The sequence below is a fragment of the Nocardioides ferulae genome (assembly GCF_003660455.1).
Classification (GTDB): domain Bacteria; phylum Actinomycetota; class Actinomycetes; order Propionibacteriales; family Nocardioidaceae; genus Nocardioides; species Nocardioides ferulae.
The window spans coordinates 36,817-51,049 of the sequence record NZ_QZVR01000005.1; the positions used below are offsets into that span (position 1 = coordinate 36,817).

A 14,233-nucleotide genomic window follows, 5' to 3' on the forward strand; every position below is an offset into this window, starting at 1 on the left:
GGAGTGGTCTGGGGTCAGGTGAGGTCGCTGGCCGGGCCGTCGTAGCCGCTGCGGGGCGAGGACGACGGCAGGTGCGGCGTCGGGGGCACGGCGCCGAAGGTCTCGCGCAGCTCGAGCTCGTCCTCGAGCACGCCGGCGAGCCGGCGGACCCCCTCGCGGATGCGTTCGGGGGTCGGGTAGCAGTAGGACAGGCGCATCGACCCGGACCCGAAGCCGTCGGCGAAGAACGCCGTGCCGGGCACATAGGCCACCCGCGCCGTCACCGCGCGCGGGAGCATCGCCTTGGCGTCGATGCCGGGGGGCAGGGTGAGCCAGACGTAGAAGCCGCCGTCGGGCACGTTCCAGCGGCACGCCGCCGGCATCAGGTCGCGCAGCGACTCGACCATCGCGTCCCGCCGCTCGCGATACATCTCACGGAACTGCTTGATCTGCCCCTGCCAGTCGTGATTGTCGAGGTAGGCGGAGACGGCCATCTGCGAGAACTGGGGCGGGCACAGCGTCGCCGACTCCTGGGCGAGCACCAGCTTCTCCCGGACCGCGTGCGGAGCCAGCGCCCAGCCCACCCGGAACCCGGGAGCGAAGGTCTTGGAGAACGACCCGAGGTAGATCACGCCCTCGGCCTCGTCGGCGCGCAGCGCCCGGTGTGGCTCGCGGTCGAAGCCGAGCAGCCCGTAGGGATTGTCCTCGAGCACCAGGATGTCGTGTTCGCGGCAGACGCGCAGGATCTCGGGCCGGCGCTCGGCGGAGAGCGAGATGCCGGCGGGGTTGTGGTAGTTCGGGATCGTGTAGAGGAACTTGATCCGGCGACCGGACGCCTTGACCGCCCTGATCGCCTGCTCCAACGCGTCGGGACGGAGCCCGTCGGCGTCCATCTCGGCGTGCACCACGTCGCACTGGTAGGCCTTGAAGACGCCGAGGGCACCGACGTAGGACGGCGCCTCGCAGATGACCACGTCGCCGGGGTCGCAGAAGATGCGGGTGACCAGGTCGACCGCCTGCTGTGAGCCGACCGTCACCACGACGTCGTCGGGGTGCGCATCGATGCCCTCGAGCCGCATCACCTCGCAGATCTGCTCGCGCAGCCGGGGAACCCCCTGCCCCGAGCCGTACTGCATCGCGACGGCACCGTGCTCGGCCACCAGCTCGCCGATGGCCCCGCCGACCACGTCGAGCGGCAGGCCCGAGATGTTCGGCATGCCGCCGGCCAACGAGACCACCTCGGGGCGGGAGGCCACCGAGAACAGAGCTCGGATCTCGGAGGCGGTCATGCCGGCGGTGCGCGCGGCGTACCGGTCGACGTAGGAGTCGAGGCGGGTGCTGCCCCGGGGGGACGATTCGGACGCGGGAGTGCTCTCCATGACCCGTCTAGCATGGACGATGACGCGCCTCGGCGCACAGGGGGACCGCCCACCGGGCCCCGGTCGGTGGCGCCGCACACGTCCGATCGCCACCAACCGCCCGGGGAGGGGCTGTGCTCTCAGCCTCACGCAAGGTCGTCCGGCTCACCCTGGACCACCTCGACGCTCTCCCCGACCCGTGCGCCAGCTGCCTGTTCTGGCAGCTGGACCCGGTGCGCCGGCAGCGGGTGGAGGATCCCCGCGCCGAGAAGGAGGCCTGGCTCTCCCACCTGCTGCGCGAATGGGGCTCCTGCGGCCGGGTGGTGCTGGTCGACGACCGCCCGGTGGGTCACCTGATCTATGCGCCGCAGGCGTTCCTGCCGGGATCGGCCGGCATCGCCACGGCCCCGGTCTCGCCGGACGCCGTGCTGCTCGCCTCGGCGTACGTCGATCCCGCGCACGCGGCCGGCGGTCTGGGCCGGATGCTGGTGCAGGGCATGGCCCGCGACCTCATCTCACGCGGCGGCATCCGCGCGGTCGAGGCCTTCGGCGACGCCCGCCCCCAGCGGCTGCCGAGACCCGGCGGCGCGATGGGCTGCCTGCTGCCGGTCGACTTCCTCGGAGGGGTGGGTTTCAAGACCCACCGGCCGCACGCCCTCACCCCCCGCATGCGGATGGACCTGCGCTCGGCGCTGACCTGGCGCGACGAGGTCGAGGCCGCCCTGGAGCGGCTGGTGGGGGCGGTCCGACCGGCATCCAAGGCCGCCCCCGCACCCGTGCCGGACGCGAGGGCGGCCCAGCGGCCGACCCCGCGCCCCACCCGGAGGACGACGAGGCCCCCGACGCGGTGAGCGCCGGGGGCCTGGGAGTCGGGGCCGATCAGCTGATGAACTCGGAGAGCTCGCCGAGCAGCGTCGCCTTGGGGCGGGCGCCGACGATGCTCTTCACGACCTCGCCGCCCTGGTAGACGTTGATCGTCGGGATGCCGGTGACGCGGTAGGACGAGGGGGTGACCGGGTTCTCGTCGACGTTCATCTTCAAGAACGTGATCTTGTCGCCGTGGGCGTTGGCGATCTCGTCGAGGATCGGGGCCACCTGGCGGCACGGCCCGCACCACTCGGCCCAGAAGTCCACCAGGACCGGCTTGTCGGACTTCAGAACCTGGGCCTCGAAGTCGGCGTCGGTCACGGAGCTGATGTTCGCCACGGACTTTCCCTTCTGTGAACGTGCGGGGGCTGGAAACGCCAGGGCGGAGGGCTCCGCCGTGGGGGTCAACACCGCCCGGGCGTCGGTTGTTCCGCGCGCCGGGCAGGGGATCAGAGCGTCGGGCTGAGCGCCTCGGCGTCGGCGCGGGCCTGCGCGTCGGCCGGGCCGGACGCAGCGTGGTCGAGCTCGGCGAGGTAGCGCTCGGCGTCGAGGGCGGCGGCGCAGCCGGTGCCGGCGGCGGTGATCGCCTGCCGGTAGATGTGGTCGACCAGGTCACCGGCGGCGAAGACCCCGGGCAGGTTGGTGCCGGTCGAGGGGTGACTGGCCACGACGTAGCCGTTGTCGTCCAGGTCGACCTGGCCGGTCAGCAGCTCGGACCGCGGGTCGTGACCGATCGCGATGAACAGCCCGGTGGCGGGCAGCTCTCGGGTCTCACCGGAGACCGTGTCGCGCAGGGTCAGCGACTCGACGCGGTCGGCGCCGTTGATCTCCGCGACCGCGGAGTTCCACAGGATCTCGAGCTTGGGGTCGGCGAAGGCGCGCTCCTGCATGATCTTGGAGGCGCGGAGCTCGTCGCGGCGCACGATCAGCGAGACCTTGGAGCCGAACCGGGTGAGGAACGTGGCCTCCTCGATCGCCGAGTCGCCGCCGCCCACGACCGCGATGTGCTGGTCGCGGAAGAAGAAGCCGTCACACGTGGCGCACCACGACACCCCGCGGCCGGAGAGCTCGTCCTCGCGGGGGAGCCCGAGCTTGCGGTAGCCGGACCCCATCGCGAGGATCACCGCCCGGGCGGTGTAGGTCTCGGTGGCGGTCTTGACCACCTTCGGCTCGGCGGTCAGGTCGACCTCGACGACGTCGTCGGCCACCAGCTCGGCGCCGAACCGCTCGGCCTGCGCGCGCATCTCGTCCATCAGTGCCGGGCCCATGATGCCGTCGCGGAAGCCGGGGAAGTTCTCCACCTCGGTGGTGTTCATCAGCGCGCCGCCCGCGGTGACCGACCCCTCGAAGACGAGCGGCTGGAGGGCGGCGCGGGCGGCGTAGACGGCCGCGGTGTAGCCGGACGGGCCGGAGCCGATGACGATGACGTTGCGGGTCTCGGGCATGGAGTCGCTCTCTCCTCGGGGTCGACGGGCACGGGCGCGCGTCGTTCCTGGTCGGCGGGCGAGCTGCCCGCGCCGGGCTCAACAAGCACAACCGATCGTAGGGGAGCGGCATTCCGCGCAGCGGACCCCGGCGTCCGGGGGACTACCTCGTCGGCACGGTCAGCGAGCGCAGTACGTCGCCGCTGCCGCACTGGAGCAGTTCGACGACCCGGCTGTCTCCGGTGCGCGGCCGGAACGCGAGCACCGCGGGATCCCCGTCGTAGAGCACCGGCACCAGGCGGCCGGCACCCCAGTCGGCGGGCGTGCACTCGAACCACGCGGCGTCCGTGGACAGGTCGGCGGCCGGACCGCCGTCGCTGCGCTGGCTGTCGTACTGGCCGCGACCACCGCCTTCGGAGTCGGTCGACGAGCCGGCCATGCCCGCCGACGTCTCGACCGGGGGCAGTTGCAGGGCTGCTACGTCGTCGGCGAAGGTCTCCGAGCCGATCGGGGCTGGTGCCATCCCCTTGAAGGCGGTCGCGTCCCGTTGGGCCCGGCTGCGCCCACCGGCCTGGTCCTCGAGGGGGAAGGTGTCGCCGGAGCTGAGGGGCTCGGCCTCCGCGCTCGCCGCGGAGTCGTCGTTGTCTGCGGAAGGCACCTCCGAGACCAGCTGGCCCGCGCCGACGCCCGCGACCACGGCCGCGGCGGCCACCAGCAGCAGCCGGCGGGCACGCCGACGGCGTGACGCGAGCTGGACCACGGTGCCGCTCCGACCGGAGGAGCCGATCCCCCCTGGCGTCTCGAGATCCGGATCGTCGCCCGCGGTCAGCCGGGCGAGCACCCCGTCGAGCCGGTCGACGACGGTCTCCGGCATCGGCTCGGTGTGCCGGGCTGCGGCGAGCAGGCGGCGTACCTCGGTCTCCTCCCCCGGCCCCAGGGGGAGGTCGCCCGGCCGGCCGGGCGGCCGGGCAGGGTGGGTCGAGGGGGTGGGATCCGACGGGTCGTGGGGACGGTTCACGGGATCCTCCTCCCTCCGTGTGCGCGCATGGTGGTTCCTGGGTCGTGGTAGGTCGTGCCTGGCACGGCCGACGCCCCCCCGTCACGGCCGGTGCTGCTCGGGCGGTGCCCGAGGCGCCCGCGTAGTTCCGACGACCGGGGTGGAGACGTGGTTCCCCGGGTCGGCGTGGAGCGCATCACCCGAGGACGGCGCGAGCACGCCGAGGAGCACGGCGAGCCGGGCACGCCCGCGCGAGCAGCGCGACTTGACCGTGCCCACGGCGCAGTCGAGGACGTCGGCCGCCTCGGCCACGGAGTAGCCCTCGATGTCGACCAGCACCAACGCGGCGCGCTGCTCGGGGGCGAGCTGGGCCAGCGCACCGAGCACGAGGCGGCGCTGCTCGGCGCGGACGGACAGATCGGACGGGTCGCCGGCGTCGCTGGCCGAGACCAGGGAGCCGCGGTCGCCGTAGTCGTCGAGGTCGTCGGGCAGCGCCTCGGCCCGACGGACCTTCGCCGCCCGCAGCCGGTCCAGGCAGGCGTTGACCACGACCCGGTGCAGCCAGGTGGTCACCGCGGCGTCGCCGCGGAACGAGCCGGCCCGCCGGAACGCCGCGATCAGACCGTCCTGGAGACCGTCGGCAGCGTCCTCGGCGTTGCCCATCGTGCGCATCGCGACGGCCCACAGGCGGTCTCGGTGCCGGGCGAAGAGGACCCCGAACGCCTCCGGGTCGCCGTCGACGTGCGCGCGCATCAGCTCGGCGTCGGTGAGCTCGGGGAGGGGGGTCTCCCGCGTCGCGCGGGTCATCCGCGGACCACCACCTCGGCCACCTCGCCACGGAACCCGTCGGGGACGGCCGGCAGCGAGGTCAGCCAGAGCGTCAGGTAGCGCCCGGTCGCCGGCTCCTCCAGCGTCACCTGCTCCTTCGCCGCGGCGACCACCTCGGCGACCGGCTCGAGCTCCGCCACGCCGCTGGGGGCCTCCTCGGTGACGTAGAGCGAGACCCCGGTGCCCTCGCCGACCAGCGTGAGGTCGACCTCGGACACCGGCACCGCCGCGCCGAGGTCGACGACCAGACCCACGCCGGTCTTGAGCCCGGCGGGACCGAAGTTCTGCAGGTACGTCGAGGTGCGCCAGGCGGTGCCCGGGTCGCCGTCGACGGCCAGCGCGGTCAGGTCGGCGTACTCGCCGCCGTCCTCACCCTGCGGGTCGAGGTCGGTGGCCACCAGGCCGGTGATCGGGGTCGGCGTGGCGGACGGCGACGGGGAGGGGGTGGGCGATGCCTCGTCCTGCGGCTCCGCGCCGAGCGGGGTGCGCCCCCGACCGAGGTTGTAGGCGATCACGACCGCCAGCAGCACGACCAGCCCGATGGCCAGGCCGCTCGCGAGCAGCAGCCACCGCCGGCCCGGGACCTCGTCGGGCTCGCCGACCACCGCGCGCAGGCCGGTGCCGGTGCCGCGCCCGGTGCCGGTGTCCCACGGCCAGAAGCCCGCACCGGTGCCGGTGTGGGTCGGCATCGCGGGCCGCGGGGGGCGCGACGGCCAGCCGCCCTCCGGCTCGGGGGCGAACAGCGGTTTCGCCGGGGGCTCCTCCAGCGGCGGCGGGGGCGGCGGCGGTGTCGAGCGGGCCCGCAGCCACGACACGTCGTCGGATCCGTCGCCGAAGACCGGCATGCCGGCCTCCGTCGGCTGGTCCCCCGACGACGGGCCGGCTGGGGGCGCGGTTGTGGCGTCGGCCGGCACCGGTGGGACCGGTGGCAGCGGGCCGGTCTCGCTGTCCGCGCCGTCCCCGGACTCCGGACCCGAGTCGGGTGCGGAGTCGGACTCGGGCTCGGGGTCGGCGGGGAGGTCGCCCTGCGGCTCCCAGGCCAGGGTGCCCTCGTCGCCGGACCCTGCGACCTGCTCGACCGCGGAGCCGTCGGCGGGCGGAGCCGCGGCGTCCCGCTCCCGGACCGGCGGGTCCGGCAGCGCCGCCAGCGTCACCAGGTCGGGGGATCGGCCCGACGGGTTGCGCGCGGCCAGTCCGTCGCTCAGCCCGGTGGGGTCGCCGACGAACTCGAGGAGGGTGTCGGCGATCGACTGCGCCGAGGGCGCGCTGGGCAGCCGGCCGCGGGTCACCGGGTTGAGCACCTCGTCGCACACGGTGTCGAGCGGCCGGGGCACACCGGCGCGCACCTGTCGCGGGCGCAGCACCCGGTCGTGCTCGCGGGGCGCCGCCGGCACCGACGACGTCGACCGACCCGCCCACCGGCCGGTCAGCGCGGCGTACAGCAGGCCGGCGAGGTCGGCGACGTCGGTCTCGACCACGGAGTCGTGGTCCTCGTGGATGCCGTGCAACGCGGCCTCCACGCAGAATCCGATGATCCGCACGCCACCGTTGCGGTCCACCAGCACGTTCTCGGGCGCCAGCCGGCCGTGTCCGACCCGGCGCAGGTGGGCGGTGGCAATGGTGTCGGCCACCTCGCCGACCAGCCAGGCCGCCTCGCGTGGCGCGAGCGGTCCCTCGGCGGCCAGCCACCGGTCCAGCGAGGTGCCCGAGCCCCACTCGTTGACCACGAAGCACACCCCGTCGACCCGGTCGGCGTCGAGCACGCGCAGCAGGCGCCGGTCGGGCACGGTGGCCGACCGCCGGGCGGCCTCCACGAGCTGGGTGGCCCTGGGGTCGTCGGCGGCGAGCACGTGCACGGCCACCTGCCGCTCGAGCACGCGATCGTGCGCCCGGTAGAACCGGCCGCCCCTGCTCTCGACGAGGAGGTCGACCAGTCGGTACCGACCGGCGAGCACGTCGCCGGGCCGGATGGACTGCGGCACTGCGCTCCCTTTCGTCGACCGGCTGGTGGACACGTTTGGTGTGCTGGCGGGTGTGCTGGTCATCGTAGGCCGAGTCAGCGCCGGTGCGCGGGCGGACGCCGCCGCAGGACCAGGTCGAGCACCCTGGTGACCTCGCGCAGGTGCAGCAGCCGGGCACAGACCAGGAACACGACGACGTCGACGAGCGCCACCAGTGCGGCCCGAACGCCCGCCATCACCCACGGCCAGACGCCGCCCTCGGCATCGAGCAGACCGCCGAGCGGACCGTCGAGCGCCTGCAGCGCCGCCCACGCAACCGCGGTCGACACGAGCACGGCGAGCGCCAGCCGGACCCCGAAGCGCACCAGGACGGCGGTGTCGAGCGAGCCGAGGGCCCGCTGCAGGACCAGGTAGGAGGCGACCGCCCCCACGGCGTACGAGGCGGTGTAGGCGAGCACCAGCGCCGGCGAGGTGCCCGCGTCGTCGGCGCGCAGCACCAGCGCCATTGCCATGACGATGTTGGTGGCGGCCACGCCGCACTGGATCCAGAACACCGTGCGGGTGCGCTCGACGGCGTAGAAGCCCCGCAGCATCAGGTAGTGGACGGTGAACAGCACGAGTCCGGGACCGAACAGGGCCAGCGAAGGCACGTAGTTCTCGTAGGTCGCGGCGGCCGCCCCGTAGCCCCAGATCACCTTGGCCAGGTCGGAGGCGATCAGTGGCAGCAGCGCCGCGAACGGCACGACCACCGCGAGCGCGGTGCGCAGGGTGGACGTCAGCGAGCGCCCCAGCCCCGACAGGTCGCCGTCCGCGGCGCGCGCCGAGAGCCGCGGCAGGATCGCGGTGGTCAGCGACACCGTGATCACCGAGTGCGGCACCATCACGATCAGGAACGCCGCGGAGTAGACCGAGTAGCCGGTGCCGTCCTCGCCGCCCCCGGCGGTGCCGCTGGAGGCGAGCCGGACCACGACGGTGTAGGCGATCTGGTTGACGATCACGAACAGCACCGTCCAGGTGCCCAGGCGCAGCGTGTGGCCCAGGCCGGTGCCGCGGAAGTCGAACCGCGGCCGATAGCGGAAGCCCGCCGCGCGCAGGTAGGGCACGAGGATCAGGAACTGGGCGACGATGCCGAGCGTGGAACCGAGGCCGAGCACCAGCTCCTGGGAGCTGTCGTAGCCGCCGAACCGCTCCGCGCCCTCCGCGGGGCCGAACCAGAACAGGTAGACCAGCAGCACCGCCACCGAGATCACGTTGTTCGCGATCGGCGCCCACATCATCGGGCCGAACCGGCCGCGGGCGTTGAGCACCTGGCCGACCAGCACGAACATGCCGTAGAAGAACACCTGGGGCAGGCAGTAGCGGGCGAAGTCGATCACCGACTCGCGCTGTGCCGCGCGCGACGGCTCGGACCACTTGCCGTCGAGGTAGAGCGACATCACCCATGGTGCCGCGAGCACCAGCAGCACCGTGACGGCGGCGAGGAACAGGCCGGCCGCGGTGACGATCCGGTTGGTGTAGGCCTCCCCGCCGTCGGGGTCGTGTCGCATCGCCCGGACCAGCTGCGGCACCAGCACCGCGTTGAACACCCCGCCGGCGAGCAGGATGTAGAGCATGTTCGGCACGGTGTTCGCGAGGTTGAACACGTCCGCGTGCAGCAGGTTGCCCAGCGCCAGGGCCAGCAGGATCGACCGCACGTAGCCGCTGAGCCGGGAGACGATGGTGCCGGCGGCCATCACCGCGCTGGAGCCGAGGACGCCGGCCTGCTCGCTCTCCTGGGCCGGGTCGGGGCCGGGCTCCTGGCCGGGGCGGGGGGCGGGGTCGTCGCGACGGCCCTCGGTCACGAGGCTGCCCCCTGCTCCGGCTCGGGCTCCCGCTCCGGTGCCCCCGCAGCCCGCGAGCTGCGGCGGTGCGCCCGCACCCGGCGTACCAGCCGGATCGCCACGGTGCCGAGCAACAGGCCGCCGCCGGCGGCGATGATCACCCAGATGACGCCGCTCACCTGGGCCGAGCGCACCGGCAGCCGGTCGGTCGAGCCCAACGGCGTGCCGTCGCTGTCGGTGACCAGCAGCGTCACGTTGTAGACGCCGACCCGGGAGACGTGCGCGTTGAGCAGCACCGAGGTGCGCCCCCCGGGCGCGATCGTCACCGGGTCGGGGGACGCCATCTCCAGCGGGGCGTCGGCCAGCGCTTCGACCTGCACGACGACCGGCTCCTCGAGCCCGTTGCTGAGCGTGACGGAGAAGCGGCCGTCGGAGCTGGACAGGGTCACCCCGCGCGGGGCGGTGATCTGGATGGAGGAGAGCCGCTCCTCGACCCACTCGCGGGAGCCGTCCAGCGCCAGCCGCGCGGCGTCGCGGTCGTCGCGGGCCGCGTAGGAGACGGCGCTGAGCGCCTGGTCGGCGATCACGCCACCGACCCGGTCGTTGCGCAGCAGCAGGTTCTGCAGCGAGTCACCCACGCGGGTCAGCGCCCGGGCCGCCGCGAAGTTCTCGGGGCCGACCTCGCGCTCCTCCTGGGCCTCCGGGTAGCGCAGGTCCTGGTTGGTGAGCGGACGCGGCGGCTCGCTGTTCACGTCGACGACGTCGGTGAGCTCCACGAACGGGGCGTCCAGGCCGGCGAAGAGCGACGCGAGGCGTCCCCGCGGGCCGTCCGCGGGGTAGGAGACGACGAGCGCGGCCCCGAGACCCCCGCTGCGCACGGCCGCCTCGGCGAGGATGCGTTGGCGCAGCGCCAGCGCCGAGCGGCCGTCGTCGGGTCCCGGGCCGCCGGCGGCCGCGCCGGTGGAGGTGGTGACCAACGACTGGCCGCCGATCGTGACGACCGCCGAGAGCCCCGGCACCATCTGGTCGCTCACCAGCACCGTGGCATCGCTCTCCAGCAGCAGCAGCGCGTCGAGGTCGAAGTAGCCCTCCGCCGGGGAGGCGGCCGGTGTCGCGTCCAGCTTCCAGCCGGTCATCGCGCGCTCGCTGCGCTCCCTCGCCGCGCGGTAGAGGCTGGGGTCGTGCTCGGCGGCGGCGGCGACGTCGATGTCGCCGTAGGGCAGTGCCAGGACCTCGTCGTCCTCGACGACGGCCCGGAACCGGTCGAGCCAGGACCGGGCGGCGTCGGCCGCCGCCGCGGTCGTCGGGTCGAGCTCCTCGCTCTCCTCCCCCGTCTCGCTCTCGTCGAGCTCGTCGGGGGGTACCGACCCGCTGGGGCTGGGCTCGTCGGAGTCCGAGGGCCCGCCGGTCTCGCTGTCCGCGTCGTCCTCGCCCCCCGGCTCCTCAACGGTGGGCGCCAGTGACCGCGCCGGGTTGCCGGCGGCCAGCTGCGCCAGCGCGTCGAGCACCGCCGGGTCGACCAGCCAGCTCACGGTCCGGGAACCGGCGGCCTCGGCCACCGCCAGCAGGGAACCGAGCCGGCCCTTCCGCCGCAGCGCGCGGGTCCAGTCCTCGACGTCGGCCAGGGCACCGTCGACGGCGTGCACCACCGAGTGGCGCAGCGGCAGCACCACCGCCGTCTCGACCGGGGTCGCCTTGTCCGGGACGAGCGGCAGGAAGGTGCGGGCCCGGCCGTCGGCGCCGTCGACGCGGCCCACCGAGCTCGTGCCGAGCGCGTGCACGCCGAACCAGTAGACGCCCGGGCCGGCGTCCGGCAGCTCCGAGCGCGGCACCCGGATGGCGTAGCGGACCGTCTGCCCGGGCGCGATCTGCTCGATGGTGTCGTAGGTGTCGTTGACGGTGATCCGGTCGCCGACGTACTGCTCCGGCGGCGTCCGGACCGCCCGCTCGAGCTCGCCGGGCGAGGTGATCGGCGTCGAGGACACGAACGCGAAGACCTGGACATCGGTCCACTCCTCGTCGTCGTCGTTGGTGACCGTGCCGGTGACCCGGATCGGTCCCGAACGCGGCATCGACGCGGGCGTGAGGGTCGAGATCCGCACCGTGAGCGGGGTCTCCTCCCCCTCGACCGCCCGCGACGCGGCCGGCGACGCCGACCCGACGGCCACGGCCGGCGCCGGCGCGAGGGCCGCACCGAGCACCAGGAGGGCGGCGAGCGTCAGGCCCGCGGCGAGCACCCGGCGTACGGTCGGCGGCCACCGCGGCGAGTCGCGCACGGCCGGGAGGGCAGGCCGGAGCGCCGTCGGGGTGACCACGTGCTCGACTCTATCCGTCGGCGGGCCCGCCCCCGGACGCCGCCGCGGGGACGCCGGGAGGTCGGGACGAGGCGTGGCCCATGCGCCGGGCGACGGGCCATTTGCGTGGCCTTCTTCTAGACTGGCTCCTCGTGCCCGACGCCCCTCTCCCGCCCCTCCGCATGACCGACGTCCAGCGGTCGGTCGCCGACGAGCTGGACCGGATCGCGCCGCTGATCGACGAGCTCGGCCGCCGGTTCCGCGACGCAGGGCACGAGCTGGCGCTGGTGGGCGGCCCGGTGCGCGACGCGATGCTCGGTCGCCAACACAACGACCTCGACTTCGCGACCTCCGCGCGCCCGGAGCAGACCGAGCGGCTGGTCGCCGGCTGGGCGGAGGCGGTGTGGGACGTCGGCCGCGCGTTCGGCACCATCGGCTGCCGCAAGGGCGAGTGGCAGGTCGAGATCACGACGTACCGCTCGGAGTCCTACGACCCGACGTCGCGCAAGCCCGACGTCGACTTCGGTGACAGCCTGGCCGGCGACCTGGGCCGTCGGGACTTCACCGTGAACGCGATGGCGGTGATGGTGCCCGACCGCCGCTTCGAGGACCCCTACGGCGGCGTCGTCGACCTGGCGCACCGGCTGCTGCGCACGCCGGGCCGGCCCGAGGACTCCTTCTCCGACGACCCGCTGCGGATGATGCGCGCCGCGCGGTTCGCCGCCCAGCTCGGGTTCAGCGTGGATCCGGCGGTGGTGGCCGCGATGACCGCGATGGCGGACCGGATCGAGATCATCTCCGCCGAACGGGTCCGCGACGAGCTGGTCAAGCTCGTCTGCGCGCCCTTCCCGCGGCTGGGGCTCACCCTGCTGGTCGAGACCGGCCTCGCCGACCGGGTGCTCCCCGAGCTGCCCGCGCTGGCCCTGGAGCGCGACGAGCACCACCGGCACAAGGACGTCTACGAGCACACCCTGATCGTGCTCGACCAGGCGATCGAGCTGGAGGGGCGGCTGCCCGGCGGCGGTCCCGACTTCGTCTCGCGGTTCGCGGCGCTGATGCACGACGTCGGCAAGCCGCGCACCCGCAAGTTCCTCGGCGACGGCACGGTGACCTTCCACCACCACGACGTCGTCGGCGCCAAGATGACCCGCAAGCGGATGAAGGCGCTGCGGTTCTCCAACGACGAGACCGACGCCGTGTGCCAGCTGGTCGAGCAGCACCTGCGCTTCCACGGCTACGGCTCCGGGGAGTGGACCGACTCCGCGGTGCGCCGCTACGTCCGCGACGCCGGCGACCAGTTGGAGCGCCTGCACGTGCTGACCCGCGCCGACTGCACCACCCGCAACCGGCGCAAGGCCGAGCGGCTGCGGCGCACCTACGACGAGCTCGAGGAGCGGATCGCGAAGCTGTCGGAGGAGGAGGAGCTGGCCTCGATGCGGCCCGACCTCGACGGCAACCAGATCATGGCGGCGCTCGAGATCGGCCCCGGCCGTGAGGTCGGCGAGGCCTACAAGTTCCTGCTCGACCTGCGGATGGACCGCGGACCGCTCGGTGAGGACGCCGCCCGCGAGGCGCTCCTGGAGTGGTGGGCCGCTCGCTCCGGGACGTCCCGGGCGTCAGGCTGAGCCTGCCGCCACCGGGCGCGCGGGTCGCCTGGCCAGTCCACCCTTCTGGCAAGGCTCGCGAAGGGCGCACGTCGGTGGCTCGGGGCTACGGCTGCGCCGATCCCTCCGGGAAGACGATGGGCCCGGCACCCCGCTCGGGCAGGAGGGCCCCGCTCTCGGTGCCGGGCACGGTCTCACAGCGGCCGCTGGGAAGGGAGCAGGTCAGCAGCGTGAACACTCCCTCGGGGGTCGTGCGGGTGCCGACCGCCGTGTCGTCGTCGAGCCAGGAGTTGAGGTACAGCCCATCGAGGGGCGGGTGGGTCACGACGGGACGACCGGTGGTGGGCACGAACCGCGGCGGGCCGCCGTCGGAGGGGTTGACGACCGTCCAGGTGCCGGAGGGGTTGGTGTCGGCGTCGGGCAGGTCCAGGTCGCGGTACCAGTCGAGGTCGCGGATGGAGCCGACCTTGGGGACAACGCTGTGCTCACCGGTGTCGAGGTCGTAGACGTGGTACTCGCCGGTGGTGGCGCTGACGTAGGCGGCGCTGTCGGTGAGGCCGATGAGGCCGGGATCGGCGTCCTCGTACAGGTCGGCGAGGTCGTCGGTGTCGGGGTCGCCCATCCCGGTGGTGCTGCGCACGATCTCCTCGCCGGTGGTGAGGTCGACCACGACGACGGTGGCCAGGGGGGTGTCGTAGCCGTCGCGCTCTCCGGTGGTGAGGTCCATGAAGCCGACGTGGCTCCCGTCGGGCGAGGCGCTCAGGGACGTGGGGTCGGCGTGGGCGCCGGTGGCCTCGACACCCTCGGGGGTGGCGATCTTGACCTGCGTGGAGTCCTCGGGCACGTAGACGATGCCGTCGCCGGCGACGACGTAGCCGGCGATCGGTTCGTCGGTGGCGATGGTGGTGCCGTCGCCGAGGTGGACGGTGTCGCCCTGGGCCCAGACCAGGCCGGTGCGGTCGACCGGGTCGTCGCTGGTGGGCCACCGGGAGTCGTCGCCGGCGGGGTCGTCGTCGCCGCAGGCGCTCAGGGCCAGGGCTACGCACGCGATGAGCAGTGCCCCACGTCTGGACGGAGAGAGAAGGCGGTGCATCCGTGTCG

At 73.9% G+C, this 14,233-nt stretch carries 11 protein-coding genes; 2 read left to right on the forward strand and 9 right to left on the reverse strand.

Annotated elements, in window-relative coordinates; translation table 11 throughout:
* Positions 1-14: 14 nt before the first annotated feature.
* Positions 15-1,358, reverse strand: coding sequence for an aminotransferase-like domain-containing protein (locus D6B71_RS08470; RefSeq protein ID WP_121254004.1), 1,344 nt, complete (start codon positions 1,356-1,358; stop codon positions 15-17).
* A gap of 113 nt (positions 1,359-1,471) precedes the next feature.
* Between D6B71_RS08470 and D6B71_RS08475 the strand changes: the two genes are divergently transcribed.
* Positions 1,472-2,188 (forward strand): GNAT family N-acetyltransferase, encoded by a 717-nt coding sequence (locus D6B71_RS08475; protein ID WP_121254006.1) that lies wholly within the window; start codon positions 1,472-1,474, stop codon positions 2,186-2,188.
* Between the two features lie 28 nt (positions 2,189-2,216).
* Here the strand turns inward: D6B71_RS08475 and trxA are convergent, their stop codons facing one another.
* The 7 genes from trxA to D6B71_RS08510 form a co-directional block, all read right to left on the reverse strand.
* Entirely contained in the window at positions 2,217-2,543 is a 327-nt protein-coding gene (trxA, locus tag D6B71_RS08480; RefSeq protein WP_121254008.1) for a thioredoxin, read from the reverse strand.
* 110 nt (positions 2,544-2,653) lie between these two features.
* A complete protein-coding gene (gene trxB / locus D6B71_RS08485) occupies positions 2,654-3,649 on the reverse strand; it encodes a thioredoxin-disulfide reductase (RefSeq protein ID WP_121254010.1) in 996 nt (331 codons plus the stop codon).
* Between the two features lie 142 nt (positions 3,650-3,791).
* Positions 3,792-4,646 (reverse strand): hypothetical protein, encoded by an 855-nt coding sequence (locus D6B71_RS08490; RefSeq protein ID WP_121254012.1) that lies wholly within the window; start codon positions 4,644-4,646, stop codon positions 3,792-3,794.
* 81 nt (positions 4,647-4,727) lie between these two features.
* On the reverse strand, positions 4,728-5,432 hold the full coding sequence (gene sigM / locus D6B71_RS08495) for an RNA polymerase sigma factor SigM (RefSeq protein WP_121254014.1): 705 nt from the start codon (positions 5,430-5,432) through the stop codon (positions 4,728-4,730).
* On the reverse strand, positions 5,429-7,435 hold the full coding sequence (locus D6B71_RS08500) for a hypothetical protein (protein ID WP_121254017.1): 2,007 nt from the start codon (positions 7,433-7,435) through the stop codon (positions 5,429-5,431). Before D6B71_RS08500 ends, sigM begins: the two co-directional genes overlap by 4 nt.
* Before the next feature lie 74 nt (positions 7,436-7,509).
* Complete coding sequence (gene murJ, locus D6B71_RS08505; protein ID WP_240641219.1) at positions 7,510-9,255, reverse strand: murein biosynthesis integral membrane protein MurJ; 1,746 nt, start codon at positions 9,253-9,255, stop codon at positions 7,510-7,512.
* Positions 9,252-11,549: a DUF6049 family protein gene (locus tag D6B71_RS08510; RefSeq protein ID WP_121254018.1), complete on the reverse strand. Its 2,298-nt coding sequence runs from the start codon at positions 11,547-11,549 to the stop codon at positions 9,252-9,254. Before D6B71_RS08510 ends, murJ begins: the two co-directional genes overlap by 4 nt.
* A gap of 161 nt (positions 11,550-11,710) precedes the next feature.
* Between D6B71_RS08510 and D6B71_RS08515 the strand changes: the two genes are divergently transcribed.
* Positions 11,711-13,153, forward strand: a complete 1,443-nt coding sequence (locus D6B71_RS08515; protein ID WP_121254020.1) for a CCA tRNA nucleotidyltransferase — start codon at positions 11,711-11,713, stop codon at positions 13,151-13,153.
* 85 nt (positions 13,154-13,238) lie between these two features.
* Here D6B71_RS08515 and D6B71_RS08520 read toward each other — a convergent pair whose 3' ends face one another.
* Positions 13,239-14,225, reverse strand: a complete 987-nt coding sequence (locus D6B71_RS08520) for a hypothetical protein (protein ID WP_121254022.1) — start codon at positions 14,223-14,225, stop codon at positions 13,239-13,241.
* Between the last annotated feature and the right edge of the window lie 8 nt (positions 14,226-14,233).

What these genes read in the sequence shown, in the direction of transcription:
- D6B71_RS08520 (WP_121254022.1), bottom strand. Translation starts at nt 14,225, where the DNA reads ATGCACCGCCTTCTCTCTCCGTCCAGACGTGGGGCACTGCTCATCGCG.
- D6B71_RS08470 (WP_121254004.1), bottom strand. Translation starts at nt 1,358, where the DNA reads ATGGAGAGCACTCCCGCGTCCGAATCGTCCCCCCGGGGCAGCACCCGC.
- sigM (WP_121254014.1), bottom strand. Translation starts at nt 5,432, where the DNA reads ATGACCCGCGCGACGCGGGAGACCCCCCTCCCCGAGCTCACCGACGCC.
- trxB (WP_121254010.1), bottom strand. Translation starts at nt 3,649, where the DNA reads ATGCCCGAGACCCGCAACGTCATCGTCATCGGCTCCGGCCCGTCCGGC.
- D6B71_RS08515 (WP_121254020.1), top strand. Translation starts at nt 11,711, where the DNA reads ATGACCGACGTCCAGCGGTCGGTCGCCGACGAGCTGGACCGGATCGCG.